Origin of the sequence: Cohnella xylanilytica (assembly GCF_014212175.1) — a bacterium.
GTDB classification, from domain to species: Bacteria; Bacillota; Bacilli; order Paenibacillales; family Paenibacillaceae; genus Cohnella; species Cohnella xylanilytica.
In genome coordinates this window covers 63987-86401 of record NZ_JACJVR010000090.1, presented here as the reverse complement: position 1 = coordinate 86401, position 22415 = coordinate 63987, and the positions used below count along the sequence as shown (strand labels likewise).

Genomic DNA, 22415 nt, shown 5'->3' with positions numbered 1-22415 from the left:
TAGGCTTTCGTAATTCAGGATTAATAATATGATCAATAGTGCTGCTTACCGTCTTGGGGGAAATTATAGAGATATACGTACAAAGAGCTATCAGGAATTGGAAGAGAGAGCTCATTGCGATTTGAATAGAAGATTGCGAAATCTTGCACAACGCCTTGCAGAAAATGGAGCGACCAAAAGCAAAGTTTCATCACTTTCAAAGATGGATGTAATAGAATCCGATCCAAAGCTTAAAGAAATTTACACATCTGTAGTAAAAGAAATATCCATTGGATCAATAAAAATAGGTTGAGGTGAAATATGAGAATTTGGGATGAGGACGGTAAAGAGATCCCTTTTTATACTTATCTAGTGGAATTTGGGGGTGGAGAAGACGGCAAGATATACTTTGATGAAGATTTTCAGAAATTCATTTATCAATGGAAGAATTCCGACTGGCCTAATGTTTTAGATTACGTAGCTCCACTTTCTGCCCAGGTAATTACGGATGCTGCGGATATTGATCGTGAACTGTACGAAGAAATAATGCCGATAATCGTTAATGCATATAACAGGTTAAAAGATAAATTCAAAAATATGAATGATGATTATGAAGCTAAGTATCGTCGAGAAAATTTCAGGATCATAAAATAAAAATCGCCTCCAATTAGGAGACGACCTATGCCCTTACCTCGATCTTGGCGGAGCTGGTAAGTGGCAGTAATGAACGCTCACCATTTTTGGTGAACGTTAAATCCGGGACTACGCCCACAAAGACATTATATCGAACGAATACATACTTGGATAGTGGGCGAGTCTCATTTTTACTGTATTGATAGGAACGTGCGTTCTCATTTATAATGGAAAATATCATACAGTGCGGAGGCTACTTAATGGAAAATACTATCGAATTAGCGCCACGTTTCCGAGAGTTATTCGACCTTTGCGCAGTAGAGCAGATGGAAAGCGCTATCAGTTATTTGAGGAACAATCCGAGTGAATGTATGAATGAGCTGCTAAAGATAGCATTAGAAAAGCGCCCTGGATAGGGCGCTTATTTGTTTGGGAACATAAGCTTGAGCATTTCTATTGCTCTATCTCTGTCATCTGAAGTAATTATCTTCCCGTTAATCTTGCCTATTTTATTGCTATCAAGCAACTCAATGATGTCATTGCTTATCACATCTGCTGTATTTTTTATTTCTTCATGGCCTAGTAGATAGTCCGTCGTAGTTTCATATAGTTCGGCCATTTTAGCCAACATTTCTGTATCCGGATCTCTGATCCCATATTCGTAATTAGCATAGGTGCTAACTCTTTTAAGACCAAGTTTTTCGGAAGCGTATTTTTTAGTCCACCCACGTTTCTCACGTTCAGTTTTTAATCTGTTGCCGAGAACAGACATTTCCCACTTTCACCTCCGCATCAATAAGTAATATTACCACCGTTACACGAAAAATATCATATGTTACACAATAAGTGTTGACTTACACGAAAAGTGTATGATATTATTCAATCACAGGTTACACAAAACGAGTAAAAGAGGTGATAAAATGAATCACAAGCTCCGCCAGTTGAGACTGCAACGAGGCATAAGCCAGACATTTATCTCCAAACGACTCGGGTTCAAGCACCCTAGTGGTTATGCGAATATCGAGATGGGGAGAAACCGGCTGAGCTACAAGAATGCTGTAATCATTGCTCAAATTCTCAACGTCTCTATCGAAGAATTGAACGATGAAAAATTTTTTGAGGAAGAGTTACACAATACGGGTAACACAGTTGCATAACTTAATTAATTCTACGATTTTCAGAAAACACCTTCAAGGAGGCAAACATCATGGCAAATCCAGTAGGAGCTTTCCCACCGTTCCTTAAAATCACCGACATCATGGATGCCACGCAGTATTGCCGCAAGAGTGTCTACAACATCTTGAAAGAAGCTGAGAAAACGCCGGGAATCGTGATCCGCAGAGGTGAGAAGGGCGTCAGAGTACACCGTGATAATTTCTTCCGCTGGTTCCTGATGCGCAATAACATGACTGTACCGGACGAACTGAAAGGAGCATAAACGTGTCACTCAAATCCGCGGCCTATTACCACGGCCAATTCGCACAACGTGTACGAGCTGCATCGAACAACATGGACAAGCTTAAAGCACTGTTCGAGTACGAAGCATTCATGGACGAAGTCGAGAACGATTTACTCATGGCATCTTACGGAAAGGGTGAACAGAGTGAGAGTGCATGACCGAGTGTTGCTGGTCGAACCGGAACAGGATTACCCATCATGTGCGTGTGGATGCGGGAAGAAGGTACCGCCAGGAGGATACAGGTACTTCGACGATTACCTTTACGACAAAGACTGCTGGTTCCGACTGGCGATCAAGGAACAGTGGATTAAGGAGGTAAGCTAGTTGGTTGATCTCCTCTACTGCGAAATACACAACAAACTACACAGACTGTACCCCGATCCAGTATCGAAGAGTATCAAACTATGCTGTATCCAATGCCAAATAGAAGATAACGGGAGGAAGTAGTGCATGCTAGATAACCCAATAATGGTTGTCGGAGGAACGATGAAATTTTCTGATCTTAAATCGACAGATAACCCTAAAGAATATTCTATCGGTAAGGCATTTGTTTGGTTAGCGATGCTGAAGAAGAAACAAGTACCAATAAAGTGGTACAAACCGAATAAAGCAGGGACGAAAGTGGATTTCATTCTGCCTCGAAAACAAGAAGAGTGGGACGAATCATACGATTCTCTGAAAAAGTTCTTGGTTTCGACTAACTCCATGTATGGAACCGATCTGGAACTCACAAAGGAGGAACAACCACATGACAACGATACGCAGACTCCCTAAACCGCCTGTACGTAATCCTAACTTTCCACGAGGTGCTGCATGAACACAACCCCACAACTTCTATTCCATGTTGAGACGGTTGGCGGTCGCATCTTTACCATGGGCGGTCCAAGCCAAGGATACATCGAGAGACGCTTGAGGGAAGACGGAGTAGATATCGCATCAATCAAGCCTTTGAACGAATACGAGGCCGAACAGGACCGTTTCTGGTTGAACTACTGGGCTATTAGGAAAAAGGAGGATGAAGCAGCTTGAAATATGAGATTGGAAAAACATACAAAGCCCTCCTTAACGGTAAGATCAGAACGTTTAGAGTGGATGAACATGACTATGAAATTGGTGAGCATCTCATTAAATGGGACGACGGAGATACTGAATGGGCATATATCGCAGACATGGACAGATGGGTAGAGGACGCGAAGGAGGTTTTTGAGCAATGAGTAAAGACCCCGAATTCTACGAACGTCGTGATTGGATCAAGGAAAACGGATGGAAGTACGACGTACCTAAGCCAAGAGTAAAGCGCAAACTGTACAACGATCAACAATTCGCATTGATTAGACCTGAGATAAGGAGAGAGGCGTAAATGAGCAAAATTACGGAAGTTCATGTAGTGGACTTTAACGATCAGATGATGCGAAAAGGTTCGAGCTACAGGATATTCAAAACACCTTACAATGATTATTCATTCGAGATTAACTACCCAGTTGACGTATTTGAAAAAGATCGCCCAATGATTTACCCGAACACGGAATTCTATAGCATTCTCGTTGGATTCTTCATTACGAAGGGAATTCAGATCACCTTTAATAATACGGGAAGCACCTTCTGGACGAATGACCAATGATCCCCCAATCACGCACCGTATACCTCGAATTAGCCCGCATAAGCCGTAACAGGCGAACACGTATCATCTACTTCAAAAACTACGTTAGGACGCTTAACAAAGAGAGGAGCAAAGGGAAATGTTGAGTGAGGAACGCCTGAAATTACTTCAACTATTAGCCTCTGAAATGATTGTAACAAAGGGCGAGCTGCGAAATGCAGTTGATGAACTGGTTTACGCTTATCGTCAGTTGAATCAACAGTACAAACAGATGAAAGAGGCGTTGGAAAACATCAATTGTGAGAACAAAAGAGAACCATTTGATTATGCAGAATACTGGTCAATTGTATCAGAGATAGTTTCGCAGACAATCCGGTCGGTACAAGGAAGTGAATCCAACTGACCAGAACAAAGAAAAAGACACCGCGCTAACGGTGACATCGCAAACCTTATCAAACAGATTGTACCAAACTATCGGAGGTTTTGATAGATGGAAGTGAAGCACCGGATCATCATCAAGCGAACTGACGGTGTGCCGGTTAACCTCCACTACGAGCCTGTTAAAAGCCTCTCAGCAGCCGCTAGATTCAATGATATTGATGCGTACAACACTTTCATCAATGGATATTACGGACCTACAAATACTGAATTGTACAAGCCTCAGAAGATCAAGATTACCTATGAGGAGGAAGAAGACGATGTGCAACAAGTCGGAGTCGATATCCAAGATATCGGCGGCTCTAGTGGCCTTTAGCGGAGACGTAAAAGGAATCGGCAAAGACGCCACCAACCCGCATTTTAAATCGCAGTATACGTCGCTTGACCATATGATCGATGAGACAAAGCCTCTTCTCACCAAACACGGTCTTACCATCATGCAATTCCCCGGAGGGGACGGCGAGAAAGTAACCGTGCGAACCATGATCCTTCATGAGTCTGGGGAATGGATCGAGTCCGAACCGCTTACGCTCAAACCGACTAAGTTTGACCCGCAGGGAGCTGGTTCAGCAATCACCTACGCCAGACGTTACAGCTATGCCGCTGCTCTCTCCCTATCGCTAGGAGATGATGACGATGGACAGGCCGCTAGCGCCCCTCAGATGCCCGCACAGGCTTCCCAACAGACGAGACAGACACATTATAGCGGACACCAACAGAACGCCTCACAGACGCCTACAGGAAGCCAGAGCGGATATGTGAAGATGATATCCCAAGCACAAATCAACTTCATCGGTAAACTTCGAACAGAAAAGAGAATACCAGAAGATGATTATTACCGGATTGTCAGTGAAATTGGGAAGGGTAAGACGAGCGTTAAGGAGTTTAGCAACAAGGAAGCGCAAGAAATGATTAATTTCCTTACAAACTACGTTGCTCAGGAATTTACACATCCACCGGTTAAATATCCTGATGTTGATGACTTGCCATTCTGAGGTGATCCCATGGCTATACCCTATCCAAAGTCCAAGCAGCTCTATCACAACAAAGTAGACAAGCCCAAGAAGTACACGCACAACCGCATCAAACCTACTCAGAAGCAAATGGGCGCGATATCAGCGAAGGTTCGCGCTCAGGTACGTGCCCGATCCGGTGGAAAATGTGAGATCAAAGTGAAGTGTACAGGCGCTCCTGCGACCGAACAGGCACATTTAACCACAAGGGGCACCATTACCCATCGGACAACAGCAGAAGACCTCAGAGACGCTTGTACGGCGTGTCATAGGTGGATGGATTCAACTGGTGAGGGAATTAAGCATCGCAATAAATTACGTGAAGGCGCATAGGCGCTATAAAGGGAGAGATATGGGATGAGAGCCATAATCGACGCATATCCGATCCCGACACAATGTCCATATTGCAAAAGTAGAGTCATCTACACAAGTAACGCGACAATATACGGCAGAGAATATGGGAACGGCAAGTGTTACAAATGCACAAACTGCGATGCCTATGTGGGCGTTCACACCGGAACGAGGATACCGCTAGGCAGAATGGCTAATCGCGAACTGAGAGAACTTAAGAAATCTTGTCACGCACTATTTGACCCATCGTGGAAGAACAACAAGAACCTCAAAAGAGAGAAGGCATATGGGCGCTTGGCAACACGCTTAGGTATTCCGCTTAAGGAATGTCACTTCGGATGGTTCGACAGGGAAATGTTACTTAAGGCTCGGGAAATCCTATCGGATCCGGAATGGTACAAGGGTGTAAGTTGGCGAGTAGAAACTAACAAATAAGGGAGAGATATGGGATGGGAAAACACTTCGAATTGCTCAACGATGCAGAAGTCAAAAAGGCTATCCGTGTTCTCGTAGCAAAAGGAATCACTCTCCGCGAAGTTGAGGAAGCCTATCGGTATTATGACAGGATCAAAAATAATCACGAGAAGGTTGATGTTTGCAAGTTATTATTTTGACCTTGCGACGAAGTCGCCTCCGTCTCGACCGAATAATCTTAGTCCCGTAAGGGACGGAGGCCGTATCAGGGTTTATATACACAGGGGATATATTCCCCTAATAGGGGAGGATATAGACCCCTATACGGCCACCGCTTCGCTGAGCGGATTCGGTCGAATCGATGCAGAGCGAAAGGAGGGATAGCGTGCCCAGCGAGAAGATGGCGGTTCATTTCTCCTCTGCTACGGATTTGTGGGCTACACCTCAAGATTTCTTCGACAGGTTGAATGAAGAGTTTAGATTCGAACTTGACGTATGTGCGACTCCTGACAATGCGAAGTGTGCCAGATACTTTACAGAGCGAGAAAACGGACTATTGCAGACGTGGAAAGGCGTTTGTTGGATGAACCCACCATACGGAAGGGAAATTGCCCAATGGATTCAGAAGGCTTACGAAAGCGCGCTGGGGGGGGCGACAGTGGTTTGCCTTATCCCATCACGAACAGATACGCAATGGTGGCACGAGTATTGCATGAAGGGCGAGATCCGATTCGTTCGGGGTAGATTGAAATTCGGAGGAGTCATCGACAATGCACCTTTTCCAAGTGCGGTTGTGGTATTCAGGCCGGGAGTACCCGAATCGGATAGGCAATTATCTATTTTCTAGCATCGACCCGACCGAATCCACCCAGGGCGACAGCCCGGAGGCCGTATAAGGTCTATCAAGTCTAACCAAAGAGAGGATATGGATAAATGAAACATGAACTAAAATGCTGGCCCGAACACTTCCGGGATGTCGTGCAACCGAACAAGTACAAACGAAAGATGGTTGAAATACGAAAAGATGACCGGACTTACAATGTTGGAGATGTACTCATCTTAAAAGAGTTCAATCCAAAAACAGAGACATTCACAGGTTCCTGGGCAGGCGTAAGGGTGTCTCATTGTTTGCGAGGCGGACCATGGGTTCCAGAAGGCTACGTTGCGATGTCGATCCATTTGGAAGACTTCGAATTCTCAGAGTAACGAGGAGGCATCAAATACATGAGTGACTTGAAGCAATACATGATCAATCGACGTGACGCTTTGCTAGAAATCAACGAATTCAATATGGCGAATGAATTCGAAATCATACTTGAGGACTTTGCAGAGCAACTATCCATCCCCTCATCAGCAGAGGAACGGTATAAGGCAGTATCCGAAGTTCTCAGGCGACGGATATCTGACCAGCAACGGTACGGAACGCCGGTGAGCAATGAGATCGTGAAGGAACTACGCGCCGTTTGGAACGAGATTGAAGCCCTCTCCCCGAGCGGTGAGCAGCCGAAACCTAAACAGCGTTGCCCGCGATGTGGAAATGCCGGAATCCATTACTGTCGACCCAATGAGGAGGATGGAGAATGATTAAATTAACGAGTCACGGCGGCGGGGAATTCTACTTCAATCCTGAACGAATAAACGTTATCGCTCCGTCTGGTGAAAATGGCCTCGCCTATATCGAATACGATCAAGACCGCTATGTTGTTATCGCCTCCCCCGAAGAAGTAGTCCGCAAGATCATGGAGTATAAGATTCGAACCATCCAATATGAACAATATCTCCAAGATGCTTTAATGGGTGGAGATTGGGGAAAAACGAAGGAATCTAAGAATGCTCTGTTTCATCTCGCCAGACTGGAGGACAACCAAGATGGATAACAGGATAGAGGAGATCAAAGAGGCTTTGGAGCGCGGAGAGTCACATGGTGACCACTATTCCGTTCACAATTCCCAAGTCTCTTATCTGATCGAACAGCACGAACAACTTAACGAACTGCTTCGCTTTGAAAAGGTTCAATCAAACGGTTGGAACTCTGAATATAAAAAGACCCTTGCAAAGAACGAACGCCTACAAGCAGAAAACACCCATCTACGAGGCCTATATGATCGTGAGAGAGCCATAGCAGATAGTGAGGTAGAGAGGCGTAAAGTAGCGGAGAAGGAGTGCGAACGGCTGCGGATAGCACTCCATACTCATCAAAGCTACGACAAGACGGCAAGCGAACTGCACGAAGAGAACGAACTGTTGCAAGTTGAACTGGAACGAACAAAATATGCATTAGAAGTATTCGAGCGTCAGAATAATGAAGAATACGAGACAAGGTATCAACTGGATGAAGCGAAGTCTGAACTCGAACAGGTTAAGGCAGAACGGGATAACGAAAGAAAGTGGCGCGAGCTATTACAATCCGATTTTTACGAACAATCTAAACAATTAGTCGCAAAAGATGAGGTGTTGGAATGGTACGGCGATGGATCAGAAGATGGCGGCGATAAGGCCCGTGACATCCTATCCCGTTACAAAGAGAAGGGAGATAAGCCAGAATGAGCAAGGATGGTAGATATGATTACTAGATTCGATCTTCCTGAGTGCTGTATAAATTGCAAGAACCGCGATGATGAATACAACGAGTGGAGTGGAGAGTCATCGGTATATTGCACAAAGAACATATGGTGGCCCACTAGAAAACAGACTTGTTCTAAGCAAGAACCATATCAATTGACGGCATCCAAATAAGGTCATTATCCAATCAAGGGAGAGATGAATATGAACAACAAACTTACAATGTGGTACGAACCAAACAACTCAGAAGCGATCAAAGCAGAGGTGCGCGAAAGAGTGAAGCGTCAATACGGATTTTCTGAAGGAGAACTCGTATCCATCGGCGGCGGATTCAAATTCCTGTTCGACGACGAGACAAACGGGGAAATCGAAGTCACATTCACCACAGAACCGAATGTAACAGGGCTAAAAGTGACCGTCGCTGGAACATGGCCATGGGAAGTAATCGAGATTTACAATCTGCTGCCACAATATCCGGGCAAGTGATATCCAATCAAGGGAGGCACTAAGAGTGAAATACGACAAAGAGACGATTTACGATAACGAGATTGCGCCTCTCATGGCACAGATCATCGCCATTTGCAAACGAGAAGAATTGCCGATGGCTGCGCAGTTCTACCTGAAAGAAGAACGGGAAGATACTGGGGAACCGATGTACTGCACGACCGTTATTCGCCCTTGTGGAGATAGCGAAGGATTGGACCAGATTTCGTTTATAGCAGAGTCAATGCAATACGGTCGAGCCGGGAAACCTTGGGTAGCCGCCTACACGGTTCGGACCGAGGGAGGCCAATAGAATGAGCATCCCCAGAAGAAAATCCAGTCGCGGCCTCATCGGAGATAGAGACGAAGCAATCGAATATGGAGATTATGACCGAATTTTAGACGAAGAAGGCGATAGAATGAGCATCGTTCAGCCGGGGCCGGAATTGGATAGACGGATGGCATTTGAGGTTATGGGGTTTGGGGCAACGTCAACATCATTTGATCCGAACACCGGCATCCTAACTATACGGAGTCTCCGAGAGGGAGAATCATCGGTTTCATTCCCGAGTGGCATTAAGAAGATCGAGTTCGTATTAGGAGGGCAAGAAGTTCCCTCATACTCCACCACATGGAACGGAATGCAACTGGTAGTAGAAGAGATGCAACGGCGGGGGATGAGCTTCACGTTAAAATCGTGGCCGGAAGAATCTCGATATTATGCTAATTTCGATAAGATAAACGGACAATTCGCTGATACTGCCCCACACGCTGTATGTATGGCCGCTCTCAGCGCTCTGGAGGAACAAGCAGATGAAAGGTGATCGATTATACCTCGTAGCCTGGATATTATACGATGCGACTAGGAGAGCGTTAAACAACACTTTGCGGAGGGGGTAACTCCCCTCTTGGTGGGAAGGAGGAAATGGGGTGTTATACAAGACTATAAAAGTTCGTAATGGAGATATGCTTGTTAACTATAACATTTATAAGTGTGATCGATGCTCTAATGACATTGAGGAAGCGTGGCCGATGGTCATAAACGATATTAATCATTATTGCTACGAGTGCGGCTTTCTCATGGACATCATAGATTCAAAAGAATATCTCCGACATTCGGGTTTTGGCCTTATGCCCAATATTAAGGCTGCTGTTCACAATGGTGAAGTCGTATTATGGACGACTAAAAAACCGCCATGGGAAACGCCAGATTCCACTTATCGAAAAACAAAAGCGTATCGACTATGGAGAAAAGAAGTATTTGAACGTGACGGGTATGTCTGTAGACATTGTGGTAGCGATAAGGATATCCAAGCACATCACATAAAGCCATTTGCGAAGTATAAAAAGCTTAGGTTCAAAGTATCCAATGGACTGACGCTGTGTGATCGGTGTCACAAGGAAGAACACAAACGGATGAAGATGGGTGGTCGGAATGAACGGAGCGTTTCAAACCAATAGGGAAATATTTGAAAATCCCATATGGAAAAACATCGTTGAATTCCGTCTCTTCTTCCTCATCTATGGAATGGCAGTCTTTTCAGAAGATGGGGTGAGGATCGGAGACGTTCACCTAAAGCGTGGTCAATGGCTTAGATCCACTCGGAATCTGATTGAAGACTTGGCTTACGTAGAGAACCGGCAAGTCAAAAAGTATTCAACCTCTGTGATCAACCGTTGCATCAAGAAGTTAGAACGTGAGCAGAGGATATGCACGAAAACCCATGAACTTGGAACAATCTTCACAGTTATTAATTATGAGCAGTATCAAGGGTTTATGGGTTCAAGAAAAAAGAACTTGGAACACAACTTGGAACAATATCAGAACATTGTTGGAACAGTGGAAGAACAGTCGGGGAACAATAATAAGAAAGATAATAATGCTATTAATGCTATGAATGATTTTAAAGAATCTACTACCCCTAATGCGTTCGTCGTTTTCGAGAGAGAAGGATTCGGCACCCTAAGTTCAACATTGGCAGAGAAGTTAGGATCATTCATCGACGACTTCGGCGAACGCTGGGTGATCGAGGCAATGAAAGAAGCTGCATACCACAGTAAGCGAAGTCTTCCATACGTTAAGAGCATACTAGAAGATTACCGCAGACGTGGAGTAGATGAACCATGGACGGTAGAACGGACTCAACAGCAAAAAGGATTTATTCGGCAACAGACCAAAACAGGTAAGCCAGAAATGAGGGTTGTTTCCGGATCTCCTGCACCGGAGATATCTCAAGAAGAGCGCCAGCGAATGAGAGAACTCGCACGTGAACTAAAGACTTCATAAGGTTGCCATTATCAGCAAAGGAGAGATAACGGGAATGAGTAGGGAAATCAAATTCAAAGCGTGGGACAAGAGCAAGCGAAGATGGTTATCCATGCATGAATACGATGCGAGAATTATCTTGAACGCATTTGTGGATGACTCTGGATTCGAACTGAATGAATACGACGGGAAGCACGCTAAAGATTTAGGAATAAACATCGACGTTGTCCAATACACCGGACTAAAGGACAAGAACGGTAAAGAAGTCTACGAAGGGGATATCGTCAACTGTTCCCGAGGATGTCCGCATGAAGTGATATGGCTTCAAGAATATGGAGGAAAGTTTTTAGGAGGAATGCCGGCGTTCTACCTGAGCGGTCTAAATGAGGGATATGCATGGACTGGAGAAGAGGAGATTGTCGGAAATATCTACGAGAAGGAGAAAAGCCAATGAAACTAACCCGCGAATCTATTATTTCTATGGAGCCTGGGAGAGAGTTGGATGCTCTAGTGGCTGCTAATGTGTTTGGGTGGCATTACGGAACATATCACCCGGAACTGAGGCACTATTCAACCGACATATCCGCAGCATGGGAAGTCGAAGAGAAGATGGATACAGATGAATTGTTCTGGAGGTACACCAACCACGTTAAGAAGATACTCCTACAACAAAGAGAAGACGGAGTTAACGAATACCACTTGATGCACGCGCCGGCCGATGTTCGATGCAAAGCCGCACTATTAGCCAAACTGGAGGCGGATGAGGAATGATACGCCTTCGCAACCAATCCAAATATAGAGCACAGAAAACAACAGTTGACGGAATAACCTTCGATTCCCAACGAGAGGCACAGCATTACAGCTTTCTAAAGTTGCAACAACGCATGGGACTCGTAAAGGAAATTAAGCTCCAACCGGTATATGTGCTTCTGGAGCCGTACAAGCACCCTCAGACGGGGAAAAAGGTACAGGGGATAAAATACCGTGCGGACTTTCTTGTCACCTACCCAGACGGCTCACAAGAGGTTATAGACGTAAAGTCAGAACCAACGAGGAAGAAAGAAGCATACGTACTAAAAAAGAAATTATTCGAGAGTCGATACGGCCAAGCGATAAAGGAGATCCTATGAAACTCTATCACCGAATCATGGCAAATCGATATAAGCGTAGATACGGACCAGCAGCATACCAGAGATATATCTACCATATGCGAAAGGCGGGGGATACATGACTAACCAAGAGTTGCTAAGAATCTACACATCCGAAAGAGACGAGATCATCAAGCGGTTAGCATGGCTTGGAGTGATATCTACTGGATATGAACGATTGGTGAGTAGAAAAAATCAGTTGGATACACTGATAGATACTATTCAACGAGAGGCTGTCTAGGAGGCTCATAGAACGTTTGGGAGCGTCTGACGCATAAATCTACCAGATCGCAATTCAAACGCCGTAATGAGGCGTATAGGAGGCGACAGAGGTATGAAGAAGTCACCATGGAGAAAACAGATAGCTGCGGACATTAAGAAGTCGGAGAAAAATCAAAAGAAAGGGTGATAGAACATGAAAGTGACTCCGATCATCCCGATTCAAGCACTCAAGAACAACAGACGACCCAATCAGCGAGAGAAGAAGACGAAAAAGCAGAAGTTTGAACTGCCACAACCGCCAAATGATTGTGCGTAATCTTTAAATATATCACTTTATGGTGGTGATTGATAGATAAAAACGCCAAAATATATAGAAAAATGTTGGTAAATCGGTTATAATAAAGATATAGATATCGGAATATTACGAATAATCAATATATGGAGGATGAACATTAAATGGCGATGACGGAACAAGAACTGTTGGAGAAGCTTTCTACCTTGACTGGTGAAGAAAGAGCGCCTTATGAGGAGCAATATCAAGCACTTCTTGCGGCTAAGAACACAGTGCCAGCAGAAGACATTGTTAGCGATGAACCATTCATTTTCCGCGTAGGCGAACAGACCATCAACCTGCGGGACTACGTGATCGAAGCAGATTCCATGACTGCTGAATCGAACTATCAAGTTCTCAAAATCGCGATCACACAAAAGCTGTACGAGATGGAGGCGCAGCGTCAAAAGGACATCGAAAATCTGACGGCGCTGAAGGATCAGCAGATCCAGCAGTACAAGAATCAACTTGAGGCCGCGCAACAGGCAGCAGAATCCAAGTACCACGAGCTTGAGGCGCAATACCAAGACGCCAACAAGAGACTTGAAGCGGCTTCACTGGAACTGGATGACCTGCGTAACAAGGTTAAAGAGCTGGAAGCACTCAAGGATAAACCGAATTATGCGACCAACATGGATAACGGTGCGCTTGTAAAAGCGATCCAAGAGGCAGAGCAAGCCAAACGCGCTATTTATGACTATGTAGAAGTCGATGGACGTACAGCTACAGCTAGGTTCCTTGATACCGATGAAATCGTAACCTTCAATCCCCTGTACAAGGGTAAATATCGGCTCGCAACTGCCGAAGAGGTGCAACGATTTCGGGAAGAACGTGAAGCTGCAAAAGCGTCTGTCCCTGAGACACCTGTTGAGGATAATATGGCCGTAAGGGTGCCCGTACCAGAAGCGTTTCAAGGCGATACCGAAACCGCAGCCGACGGACTGGATCGAGACACCACTGTATCGGAGAGCGTACCGCCTTTGGATGGAGGGGAAGCTGAGACCTTCGAACAAGAAGTCCGCAGACGTTTGAGCACGATTGAAGAAGCGGTATTTGGAGCACGACAAGGATCGGCGGCATAAACACCATCAGGGAGAGCGGCTATCATCCAGCCGCTTTCTCGGTAAGGAGGGAAGAAGATGAACAACGATCGAGTATCAGAAATTCTATCCAATTTTCGCTCATACCGATACGCTGCCAAGGTAGGTGCAGACGAAGGGTTACTTGATGGCCCTCCTACGCTCTACAGCGAGCGGAGAATGAGTCCGAATAGGTGGGATGCCACTCGTTATAATCGCATCGTAAACACGGTCACAGGAGCCGTGGACGACGTTCTAACGGACGAGCAAAGAACAGTCATCCAACGAAGGTACCTGGATCGTAACCCGTTGACGCTGAATCAGATCGCCGACATTCTCAACTGTGACCCCAGCACGATCACCAGACGGCACAAAGAAGCATTGAGGAAGCTCGGGATTGCGCTCCAACCGCTTGAGAATGAATTGGAGATAACACCGTTCGAACACATGTTTAATGCAAAGAAATTGCAAGAAAATACCGCATCATAAGTGGTAATATACTAACATAGGGAACAGACGATGAACGCAAGTGATCGCGAATTGCAGTTTGCGTCGTTCCTTACGGAGAAACGCCATACTATCGCGAAATGGGATGAGCGTTTCTCCTGATAATGGTGATAAGCGCCGCATTGTTGGACTAGAGCCAAATAGGCGCATCACATATACTGCTGTATACCCGGAACAGTACCTTATGGTGCTGTTTTGGCGTTAATGGAAAAACTTTCGCATAAAGTGTTGACAACGTCATACAGATGAAGTATGATTGTGTCATACAGATTAGCGAAGGGATGGTTAACATGGAACGATTCGAAAAAGTGAAATTCAAACACTACTGCAAAAATGAAAGTAGCAAAGTGATTGCTGTTGGTAATGCCAAGGATTTCATTGCTGCATACGACACAATTGATGAAGCCGCAGAAGCTGTAAGTAAGATAAACATTGGTGAATCGAAATGGGGAGTAATATCCATTTTGAGTCCGGGAGAATCTAAAGAAATCGAACTTGAAAGAGTTCTGTACCCAGAAGAAGATTCGTGGGAGTTTGAATCGGGAAACTGATACCGCCTCTTGTTGGATTGTCTGATGCGGCAGATATACTTGGGTGGGATCGCCGCAAAGTACAGACATATATCAGCAGAGGGGCGTTTCCTAAGCCGATACAACGTATTTCTAGTGGACCAATATGGACACGAAAGCAAATAGAGGATTTTAGAGACAGGAGATGATGAGCAATGATATTGAAAAAAGAAACACTCTTGAAACTAATCAATAGTGGAAATGCTTGCTACTCTGGAGGCACAGAGGAAGAGTCGATTGTCAACCATGAAGGAAGGAAATATGTTGCCGTAGACAGGATTGATCTTCAAAGAGTTGACCATTACGAGAAAGATTAAACAAATAGATGATTACCGAGACAGTCGCCAATGAGCGGCTGTTTTGGCGTTATAGGGGGAATGAGCGTGGGGAAGTACATCGACGTACATCCGCTATTGATACTGATTTCTGTTTGGTTTGGACTAGTGGTTGGTGTTCTTAACTCTTATTAGCGGCGTAGCCGCCATCGTAGCGACCGAATATGCTTAGCCGAAGGCGGAGGCCGTATATGATTGGTCTTTATCTTTTTATATCCCTAATCATTCTACTATCACTCTGCTGGTATCTAGAGAGGAGACATAAATGAATGAAATGAGACGCATATCCAAGACATGTATACGCTGTAATCGCTCATACGTAGGAGCTGCACAAAGTAAGAAGTGCTATGAATGCAGATAGGAGGTCATTATGATGATGTGGTATCTCAAGCAACTATTCCCTCTGACATATCGGACAACCTATGGAGATAGCGACGGGAAGACACATTTCGTAGTATGGAAAATGTGGTTAGGTCGTAGCTACGACATTGATGATTATGTCATCCAGGCATGAGGTGATACGACATGGCTAAGATATACCGTTACAGAACATCTCAAAACAACTGCATCAAGGCTCTACGCGACTTACTGGAACGAGCAGAACGTGGTGAGATGACTGGATTCATATTCGCTGCTAATCTGCCGGATGGAAATGTAGCAACATCCTGGGCGAATGTAGATATTGGCGAGAGGCAATACCTTATCGCTCATCAGCAAGTGGACTTAAACTATGGGATCGTACAGGCGAATGCGGATCAAGTAGCGGATATGGTGAGAGAATACTTGGATTGATATGCAGAAAAGTGAATGAAATGCTCCGATATTGCGCGGTTTAATGCATAACGAACGAATAAACGATGAATGAAGGTGAGATTATGAAGCCGATCGATCCTGAGTTGAAGGAACAGATAAGAGCGCATCTAGCTACATCCGACAACGTTCGGGAGACGGCTAGACAATTCAAAGTGTCTCCAGCTACGGTCATGAAGATAAGAGACGAAAAGCCGGATGAATTTGAACAATTACGAACAGACAAAAAGATTGCCATGATTGAGAAGATATGGGCAAGCTTAGAAGACGCTGCGGAACTTGGTCATGATATGATCCGGCAAGCCAAGAGAGGCGAAAGAGATATACCACTGAATCAGATATCAACGTATTACGGAACGTTGTACGATAAAATGGCGCTTATGAAGGGTGAATCCACTGCCAACACAGCATTCACCGTTAAGCTCGAAGGCGAGGCGGCAGAATGGGCGAAGTAATCCTAAAGGGCCGACCGAACGCCAGACAAGTTGAGTTTTTCAAGGCACTTGCTAGACACATCGCATATGGCGGTGCACGTGGTGGTGGTAAGTCGTGGGCCATGCGTCGTAAGTTCGTCTTGCTGGCGCTGAACTATCCAGGACTTAAACTATTGCTCCTACGTCGCACATTACCAGAACTTCGCGAGAATCACGTTTTACCACTGCTAAGTGAGCTACACGGATTCGCCAAATACAAAGACGATGACAAATCATTCACGTTCCCGAACGGGTCGCGCATTAAGCTTGGATACTGCGATACAGATAAGGACGTTTACCAATATCAAGGGCAGGAATACGATGTAATCGGACTAGAAGAAGCAACACACTTCACAGAGTTCATGCGAGATTTCTTCGAGACGTCGAATCGATCCACGCGGACGGACTTTAAGCCGCGTATGTATTACACTTCTAACCCAGGCGGTATCGGTCATGCGTGGTTCAAGAGACTATTCATCGACCGTGACTATAAAGGCAAAGAGAAAGCAGAGAATTACGTCTTTATCCCGGCTAAAGTTTACGACAATCACGCTCTAATGGAATCTAATCCCGAATACGTTGAAACGCTAGAAAGTCTCCCTGATGACCAAAGGGAGGCTTTTTTGCATGGTAACTGGGATGTGTTTGCGGGCCAATACTTCAGAGAATGGAGACGTGACACGCATGTTATCGAGCCATTCCAGATCCCGAACCACTGGTTCCGATTCTGCTCCATAGATTGGGGCTACAACGATCCCTGTGCAGTCTACTGGCACGCTGTAGATGATCGGAGGGTATACACATACAGGGAACTATACATCACGCAGACTAACGCCTCAGACGTGGCGAAGAAGATCGTGCAGCTATCTGGCCGAGAGCAAATCGAATACACGGTTGCATCGCCTGATATGTGGCACAAACGGGGGACGGCGATCAGTAAGGATGGTCAGACGAAGGGCGAGAATATCGCAGAAATCTTCATGGACAACGGAGTATGGCTAGAGAAAGCCGACAATGATCGCATATTGGGTTGGACCCGAATGCGCGAGTACATGAAGATGCAACCGGACGGTAAGCCATTATGGATCATCTTCAACAATTGCACGAACCTGATTCGTACATTGCCGCAGTTGATACACGATGATAGGCGCGTAGAGGACGTTTCAGACGGTTTAGAGGATCATGCAGCGGAAAGTTGCCGTTATGCCTTGATGAGCCGTCCACAGGCCGTAGGAACGATTGTAACCACGTCTAGCGACTTGATGCCGCAGACATTGGATACGCCATTCGTTATAACAGACAACGGATTCAGACACAAATCCGAAGTAGCAACTGTAGATGAAGACGCAGAATGGTTTAGGAGGGCTGGTTGGTGATGAGAGATATATGGACGGTGAGCACATATAGAGAGAAAGAGGCCCTTTGGGATATTAACAAGTTTCTTGATGAAGAGACAGCAAAGAAAGAATATGAGGATGCAAAAGCTAAGGGAACAAAAATAGTATTGATGTCCAAAGTTATCGAAGGATGCGTTAAATCATGACTGAAATCTTACTTTCCTTCCTCATCATCGCCATAATGGCCGTAGGTAGCTATTACGCCGCCTACAGGTACGTAGAACTTCGCCATAACCGCGATATGCTAGCAGACGAACTAAAGCGTGCTACGGATCATATAGGCGAGCTAGAAGCGCGTGTGATGATGTTAGAGGCTGAGCGAGATTCCGAGATGACTCGCATAGAGAAGTACCATCAGAAGCCAGAAGGATATGACGTATTCAACATACGTAGCTAGGGGGTGACATCATGGCCGAGAAAGTGGACGACATTACAAAACTGATCCAAGGCAATGAAGAGGCTGAGGCGCCACAGACGGACTTTAATCGCGAGTTAGCGTTACAGGTTCAATACCTATTCCGCCAAGCGTGGGACGCGAAGCAGAGTCTTAACCTCAACCAAATCTGGCAAATGTGCGATGACTACAAGCACAATCGCCAGAATCCACGACAAGGACCAGACCATCCGGGGAGCGTGACAAACGTCATTCACCGGATCGTGGAGAGCCAGATTGCGGACTTGGTTGATAAACCTTACTCGTCCGCAGCTAAGGGGTGGGAACCTGGAGACGATATGTTCGCTGAACAGGCGCAGAACATTATCGACTTCGTACTGTATCGCAATCACTTCAAGGACAAAGTGAACATATCTGAGCATGATCGATTGGAGCTTGGCACGACGATCATCAAAGTATGGTTCGATGATAAAGCGTTAGATGGACGGGGATTGCCGGTATTTGAGACGGTAAGCCCCGTTAACTTTTTCCCGGACCCGAAGGTACAGCATCCGCACCAGTTGCAACAGGCCGAATTCATCATCCATGCCACGCCAAGGCCGCTTACGTGGTTCAAGGAGAACTTCGAACTCGGAAAGTACGTACAACGTGAAGTAGCGGTCCCGTACAATCCGCAACAAGTTTGGACAGATGATCGCAAAGATGAGGTTCACGTCGGAACAAGCCAGAAAGCGCTTCTGCTTGAGTGCTACATGCGTGATGAAAACGGCGAGCTTTATTGCGTTCATGTTGCCAATGACATTGTTTTAGAAGACAGCAGGAAGACGCTGAGAGGCAAGAAGCTTCAGCGCCGTGACATGTACCCATTCCGTGTTATCAACTGCTACAACCGTAGAGGGACGATGTGGGGCATGGGCGACGTCGAACTGTTGATTCCTACGCAGGACCTTATCAATGAACTGGACGATCAGATTCGCATGAACGCCAGACTGTCGGGTAATCCGCAAATTGTCGTTGGGATTGGCGCAGGACGTGACTTCCAATTCTCCAAGTGGACAAATAAGCCGGGACTACGCATTCCGATGCGCGATCATACTGCGTTTAACGTTGTCCCACCGCAGACCGTGTCCACTGACGTTCCTGTAAGGCGCGAGAAGGCGTTCCAAGAGGCTGATCTTATCGCAGGTACCCCGGACGTGAACAGAGGCGAAAAACCGGGTCAGGTGACGGCTGCGGCGGCGATCATGGCATTGCAACAAGCCGGCCAGAAGACGGTCATTCATAAAAATGAAATGTTCAAGGCTGGATGGTCTGAAGTATTGGAGCTTCTGTTCGACGAAGTCATGACCCATTGGGATGAGGAAATGTGGATTCGGATTGACGGAGAGCAGCCCGACTATCAATTCGTAAATCCTGCCAAGTTCCGTGAAATCCCGATGAAGATTCCGAATGCCCTGCATGGTGAGGTAGAAGGCGAAGATTCGATTAAGGACCTCACAGACGATAACGGCATAGCCATGACTCGCGAGGCCCAATACGACTTCCAACTCAATATGGGCAACGGGTTCCCGAATGATATGTCGTTTATGCTCCAGATGATGTCTGAGTTTGCGGCTATGCAATTCCCGGATGGTCCTGCTATTACTCGGCATGAGATTCGCAAGTTCCTGAGAGAGCGTGTAGGGATGGATCTGGATGAGGATGACGTAATGGAGACACCTCAACCGCCAGGAATGCCGCAACCAGCACCGATGCCAGGACAACCGGTTCCAGCACCAGAACCACAACCATTACCGCCTAATGTTATGCCGATGGGAGGCGTTGCGTAATGACAGTACGGTATATGACGGATGAAGAAGCGCGTTATATCATGCACGCGGTCGGAGGAGATCCTTTGATTGCCTCATACCTCGATAATCAGGCACGTGCAGGATACGATATGCGGCAGATGGTAGGAACATTGCCTGTCTGTCCGGCGTGTGAACGTGCAGCTCTGCACAAGGAGAACGGCATTATCTGTCCCTCCTGCGGGTATCAAGGAGCATCGCTCCATAAGATACGGCAACACATGCAACAAGGATTCTATCGATAGGAGGATGACCATGGCGAAGAAGCCCGCGCTTGGAAGCGGAGGACGATTCAAGCAGTTGTCCAACTCGATCCAGAAGAAAGATGGCGTAAGTAAGAAAAGCGCTGATGCTATTGCGGCCAGCATCGGGCGTAAGAAGTACGGTGCATCTAAGATGGCGTCTATGGCGGCTAAAGGCCGCAAAAGGGGGTGAAACCATGGCATACAATGGACAAGTAATCGGCCCCGGAGGATCAAGCAAGAGCGCGAAAAGCACCAGTTGTCAGACAATGGGACCGGGTGGACCGTCTAGCGATGTATCGATTACCACGTCTCGCGGCTATTCGAGCGATCGTACGATGGGACTTCGCAAGGGATACAAAGAAAGCGGACGTGCAAACAATTCCAAAGCGTAATAAATCGGGCCGTTCCTAGTCGTAGGACGGCCTTTTCTATACGCGCAATAGGCGCTGACAGGGTGAAGAGCACTCATGGGCGTGACAACAAAGTGGGATGCCACCACTTAAAACGGAGGAATAACCATGGAAAACGCAATGACGCTGGAAGAATTCCGGCAAGCAAGAGAATCGGGCGTAGACTTGTATGCGGAAAAGCCGCAGCAAGATCAGGAGGATGCCGCTCCAGAGCAAGAAGCAGAGCAGGAACAGGAAGTCGAGCAAGACGTTGAACAACCGGAGGAACAGCAAGAAGAGTCGGAATCCGAGCAACCGATTCCCGAAGAGCACAAAAGCGCATGGGCGAAACGTGCTGAACGAGAACGTAAGAAGGCTGCGGAGGAAGTAAAGGCTCGGTATGAGGCTGAATTAGCCAAGTACAAGCGGTTCTTCGACGAATCCGGTATTGATCCTGAGCAAGCCGTTAAGGTGCTGGAACAGAACCGGCTGAAAGAGGAAGCTCGCCGCAATGTTATGGCTGAAGCGAACCAACTAGCCTACCAATATGGTTGGGACGATCAGCAAACCGAGGAATACGTCAACAAGCAATCCGAACTATTGTCTCGTCAGATGCAACAAGAGAATGAGATGAGAGAGCTTCGGGTGTCGGTGGCTATCAACGACCTCGCGGACAAACCGGATTATCCTGGAATCAAGACGATGAAGCCTCAAATTATGGAGTTTGTAAAGAAGAATCCAAGCGTTCCAGTAGAACAAGCGTATTGGGCCGTAGGAGGCGCATCCTTGGCTCAGCAGCTCAAGAGAGAGGCAGAACAGCGGGAAATCGCTAAACGCGCTCAGACGCCCCGTAAAGTGGTCGCAGACGCGGGTAAGGCTGTTGGAGATAAAAACTCTCTGCCGCCGGAAGCTGTGGAATTCATGCGTCGTGAGGGATTGAGTGAGGATCAAGTGCGATTCTTGCTCAGTGATTCCCCGAAGAACCTGGAAGACTACCGAAAAATGAGGAGGAAGTAGAATGGCACGATACATTCGGCACATTCAAGGCTATAACCAGCCGATCTCTAAGCGCTGGCGAGTAAAAGCAAGCACCACAATCAACGAAGGCGATCTGGTAGCACTCGATGCAACGACTCGCTACCTTATCCCAGCTGTAGCGGCCTCTACCACGGTTGTAGGTATCGCTCAACAATCCATTGTAACGGGTGCGACGGTAACGATTGATGATGCAATCGAGGTATTGCCGGTGACGGATTGCGTAATCCGTGTAGCCTATACCGGTACTACGAAAACGACTCTCGCAGATACCGACTTGGTGTCCACGTTGTTTGACCTGTCTAACGCGACGACGATCAACCTGGACGACACGACAGGTGGTATGTGTTCGGTCATGGACTACGACAATACCCACAAATGGGCAGACGTTATTATCGCATCCGCAAATATTGCGAAAATCGGCTAAGGGGGATAA

The 22415-nt window shown here is 46.3% G+C and carries 38 protein-coding genes; 37 read left to right on the top strand and 1 reads right to left on the bottom strand.

Features of this window, described 5'->3' with window-relative positions; all coding sequences use genetic code 11:
* The first annotated feature begins 28 nt into the window (after window positions 1–28).
* Both H7B90_RS23770 and H7B90_RS23765 read left to right on the top strand, forming a co-directional pair.
* Window positions 29–292 (top strand): hypothetical protein, encoded by a 264-nt coding sequence (locus H7B90_RS23770; RefSeq protein ID WP_185138387.1) that lies wholly within the window; start codon window positions 29–31, stop codon window positions 290–292.
* Window positions 293–300: 8 nt separating this feature from the next.
* Complete coding sequence (locus H7B90_RS23765; RefSeq protein ID WP_185138386.1) at window positions 301–633, top strand: hypothetical protein; 333 nt, start codon at window positions 301–303, stop codon at window positions 631–633.
* A gap of 400 nt (window positions 634–1033) precedes the next feature.
* On the opposite strand, the gene H7B90_RS23760 is transcribed toward H7B90_RS23765, so the two are convergent.
* Window positions 1034–1384 (bottom strand): helix-turn-helix domain-containing protein, encoded by a 351-nt coding sequence (locus tag H7B90_RS23760; RefSeq protein ID WP_185138385.1) that lies wholly within the window; start codon window positions 1382–1384, stop codon window positions 1034–1036.
* Between the two features lie 148 nt (window positions 1385–1532).
* Between H7B90_RS23760 and H7B90_RS23755 the strand changes: the two genes are divergently transcribed.
* From H7B90_RS23755 to H7B90_RS23585, 35 genes are all read left to right on the top strand, one after another.
* Entirely contained in the window at window positions 1533–1769 is a 237-nt protein-coding gene (locus tag H7B90_RS23755; RefSeq protein WP_185138384.1) for a helix-turn-helix transcriptional regulator, read from the top strand.
* Window positions 1770–1819: 50 nt separating this feature from the next.
* Entirely contained in the window at window positions 1820–2050 is a 231-nt protein-coding gene (locus tag H7B90_RS23750; protein ID WP_185138383.1) for a hypothetical protein, read from the top strand.
* A 471-nt stretch (window positions 2051–2521) separates the two neighbouring features.
* Window positions 2522–2845 carry a hypothetical protein gene (locus H7B90_RS23745; protein ID WP_185138382.1) on the top strand — a complete coding sequence of 108 codons (324 nt, stop codon included), beginning with the start codon at window positions 2522–2524 and terminating at the stop codon, window positions 2843–2845.
* A gap of 251 nt (window positions 2846–3096) precedes the next feature.
* Window positions 3097–3285, top strand: coding sequence for a hypothetical protein (locus H7B90_RS23740; RefSeq protein WP_185138381.1), 189 nt, complete (start codon window positions 3097–3099; stop codon window positions 3283–3285).
* A gap of 146 nt (window positions 3286–3431) precedes the next feature.
* Complete coding sequence (locus H7B90_RS23735) at window positions 3432–3692, top strand: hypothetical protein (protein WP_185138380.1); 261 nt, start codon at window positions 3432–3434, stop codon at window positions 3690–3692.
* A 118-nt stretch (window positions 3693–3810) separates the two neighbouring features.
* Window positions 3811–4074, top strand: a complete 264-nt coding sequence (locus tag H7B90_RS23730; protein WP_185138379.1) for a hypothetical protein — start codon at window positions 3811–3813, stop codon at window positions 4072–4074.
* A gap of 87 nt (window positions 4075–4161) precedes the next feature.
* Window positions 4162–4425 carry a hypothetical protein gene (locus tag H7B90_RS23725; protein ID WP_185138378.1) on the top strand — a complete coding sequence of 88 codons (264 nt, stop codon included), beginning with the start codon at window positions 4162–4164 and terminating at the stop codon, window positions 4423–4425.
* Window positions 4370–5104 carry an ERF family protein gene (locus tag H7B90_RS23720; protein ID WP_185138377.1) on the top strand — a complete coding sequence of 245 codons (735 nt, stop codon included), beginning with the start codon at window positions 4370–4372 and terminating at the stop codon, window positions 5102–5104. Before H7B90_RS23725 ends, H7B90_RS23720 begins: the two co-directional genes overlap by 56 nt.
* A gap of 375 nt (window positions 5105–5479) precedes the next feature.
* Window positions 5480–5908, top strand: coding sequence for a zinc-finger-containing protein (locus H7B90_RS33760; protein WP_185138376.1), 429 nt, complete (start codon window positions 5480–5482; stop codon window positions 5906–5908).
* A gap of 14 nt (window positions 5909–5922) precedes the next feature.
* Window positions 5923–6087, top strand: coding sequence for a hypothetical protein (locus H7B90_RS23710; protein WP_185138375.1), 165 nt, complete (start codon window positions 5923–5925; stop codon window positions 6085–6087).
* 161 nt (window positions 6088–6248) lie between these two features.
* On the top strand, window positions 6249–6734 hold the full coding sequence (locus H7B90_RS23705) for a DNA N-6-adenine-methyltransferase (protein ID WP_311772797.1): 486 nt from the start codon (window positions 6249–6251) through the stop codon (window positions 6732–6734).
* Window positions 6735–6820: 86 nt separating this feature from the next.
* The gene (locus H7B90_RS33755; RefSeq protein ID WP_185138374.1) at window positions 6821–7093 is read left to right on the top strand and encodes a DUF3850 domain-containing protein; all 273 of its coding nucleotides are present in this window, start codon (window positions 6821–6823) and stop codon (window positions 7091–7093) included.
* A gap of 18 nt (window positions 7094–7111) precedes the next feature.
* Window positions 7112–7471 carry a hypothetical protein gene (locus tag H7B90_RS23695; RefSeq protein ID WP_185138373.1) on the top strand — a complete coding sequence of 120 codons (360 nt, stop codon included), beginning with the start codon at window positions 7112–7114 and terminating at the stop codon, window positions 7469–7471.
* On the top strand, window positions 7468–7764 hold the full coding sequence (locus H7B90_RS23690; protein ID WP_185138372.1) for a flagellar FlbD family protein: 297 nt from the start codon (window positions 7468–7470) through the stop codon (window positions 7762–7764). The genes H7B90_RS23695 and H7B90_RS23690 overlap by 4 nt, the downstream gene beginning before the upstream one ends.
* Window positions 7757–8434 carry a hypothetical protein gene (locus H7B90_RS23685; RefSeq protein ID WP_185138371.1) on the top strand — a complete coding sequence of 226 codons (678 nt, stop codon included), beginning with the start codon at window positions 7757–7759 and terminating at the stop codon, window positions 8432–8434. Before H7B90_RS23690 ends, H7B90_RS23685 begins: the two co-directional genes overlap by 8 nt.
* Window positions 8435–8653: 219 nt before the next feature.
* Window positions 8654–8935, top strand: a complete 282-nt coding sequence (locus H7B90_RS23680) for a hypothetical protein (protein WP_185138370.1) — start codon at window positions 8654–8656, stop codon at window positions 8933–8935.
* A gap of 25 nt (window positions 8936–8960) precedes the next feature.
* Complete coding sequence (locus H7B90_RS23675; protein ID WP_311772796.1) at window positions 8961–9245, top strand: hypothetical protein; 285 nt, start codon at window positions 8961–8963, stop codon at window positions 9243–9245.
* A gap of 1 nt (window position 9246) precedes the next feature.
* Window positions 9247–9756, top strand: coding sequence for a hypothetical protein (locus H7B90_RS23670; protein ID WP_185138369.1), 510 nt, complete (start codon window positions 9247–9249; stop codon window positions 9754–9756).
* 142 nt (window positions 9757–9898) lie between these two features.
* The gene (locus tag H7B90_RS33750) at window positions 9899–10393 is read left to right on the top strand and encodes an HNH endonuclease (protein WP_376701754.1); all 495 of its coding nucleotides are present in this window, start codon (window positions 9899–9901) and stop codon (window positions 10391–10393) included.
* Window positions 10368–11219: a DnaD domain-containing protein gene (locus H7B90_RS23660; protein WP_260411170.1), complete on the top strand. Its 852-nt coding sequence runs from the start codon at window positions 10368–10370 to the stop codon at window positions 11217–11219. Before H7B90_RS33750 ends, H7B90_RS23660 begins: the two co-directional genes overlap by 26 nt.
* Window positions 11220–11253: 34 nt before the next feature.
* Entirely contained in the window at window positions 11254–11652 is a 399-nt protein-coding gene (locus H7B90_RS23655; RefSeq protein WP_185138367.1) for a YopX family protein, read from the top strand.
* Window positions 11649–11969, top strand: a complete 321-nt coding sequence (locus H7B90_RS23650; protein WP_185138366.1) for a BC1872 family protein — start codon at window positions 11649–11651, stop codon at window positions 11967–11969. The genes H7B90_RS23655 and H7B90_RS23650 overlap by 4 nt, the downstream gene beginning before the upstream one ends.
* Window positions 11966–12328, top strand: coding sequence for a DUF1064 domain-containing protein (locus tag H7B90_RS23645; protein ID WP_185138365.1), 363 nt, complete (start codon window positions 11966–11968; stop codon window positions 12326–12328). The genes H7B90_RS23650 and H7B90_RS23645 overlap by 4 nt, the downstream gene beginning before the upstream one ends.
* Before the next feature lie 696 nt (window positions 12329–13024).
* Complete coding sequence (locus H7B90_RS23640; protein ID WP_185138364.1) at window positions 13025–13981, top strand: hypothetical protein; 957 nt, start codon at window positions 13025–13027, stop codon at window positions 13979–13981.
* A 57-nt stretch (window positions 13982–14038) separates the two neighbouring features.
* Window positions 14039–14467, top strand: a complete 429-nt coding sequence (locus H7B90_RS23635) for a sigma factor-like helix-turn-helix DNA-binding protein (protein ID WP_185138363.1) — start codon at window positions 14039–14041, stop codon at window positions 14465–14467.
* A 308-nt stretch (window positions 14468–14775) separates the two neighbouring features.
* Window positions 14776–15036 carry a hypothetical protein gene (locus H7B90_RS23630; RefSeq protein ID WP_185138362.1) on the top strand — a complete coding sequence of 87 codons (261 nt, stop codon included), beginning with the start codon at window positions 14776–14778 and terminating at the stop codon, window positions 15034–15036.
* A gap of 878 nt (window positions 15037–15914) precedes the next feature.
* Entirely contained in the window at window positions 15915–16181 is a 267-nt protein-coding gene (locus H7B90_RS23625) for a hypothetical protein (RefSeq protein WP_185138361.1), read from the top strand.
* 83 nt (window positions 16182–16264) lie between these two features.
* On the top strand, window positions 16265–16654 hold the full coding sequence (locus H7B90_RS23620; protein ID WP_185138360.1) for a helix-turn-helix domain-containing protein: 390 nt from the start codon (window positions 16265–16267) through the stop codon (window positions 16652–16654).
* On the top strand, window positions 16642–18048 hold the full coding sequence (locus H7B90_RS23615) for a phage terminase large subunit (protein ID WP_185138359.1): 1407 nt from the start codon (window positions 16642–16644) through the stop codon (window positions 18046–18048). Before H7B90_RS23620 ends, H7B90_RS23615 begins: the two co-directional genes overlap by 13 nt.
* Window positions 18048–18215 (top strand): hypothetical protein, encoded by a 168-nt coding sequence (locus H7B90_RS23610; RefSeq protein WP_185138358.1) that lies wholly within the window; start codon window positions 18048–18050, stop codon window positions 18213–18215. Before H7B90_RS23615 ends, H7B90_RS23610 begins: the two co-directional genes overlap by 1 nt.
* A complete protein-coding gene (locus H7B90_RS23605; RefSeq protein WP_185138357.1) occupies window positions 18212–18466 on the top strand; it encodes a hypothetical protein in 255 nt (84 codons plus the stop codon). The genes H7B90_RS23610 and H7B90_RS23605 overlap by 4 nt, the downstream gene beginning before the upstream one ends.
* 11 nt (window positions 18467–18477) lie before the next feature.
* On the top strand, window positions 18478–20292 hold the full coding sequence (locus H7B90_RS23600) for a portal protein (protein WP_185138356.1): 1815 nt from the start codon (window positions 18478–18480) through the stop codon (window positions 20290–20292).
* 273 nt (window positions 20293–20565) lie between these two features.
* Window positions 20566–20745: a hypothetical protein gene (locus tag H7B90_RS23595; protein ID WP_185138355.1), complete on the top strand. Its 180-nt coding sequence runs from the start codon at window positions 20566–20568 to the stop codon at window positions 20743–20745.
* 328 nt (window positions 20746–21073) lie between these two features.
* A complete protein-coding gene (locus H7B90_RS23590) occupies window positions 21074–21961 on the top strand; it encodes a hypothetical protein (protein WP_185138354.1) in 888 nt (295 codons plus the stop codon).
* 1 nt (window position 21962) lies between these two features.
* The gene (locus H7B90_RS23585; protein ID WP_185138353.1) at window positions 21963–22406 is read left to right on the top strand and encodes a hypothetical protein; all 444 of its coding nucleotides are present in this window, start codon (window positions 21963–21965) and stop codon (window positions 22404–22406) included.
* Window positions 22407–22415: the final 9 nt, after the last annotated feature.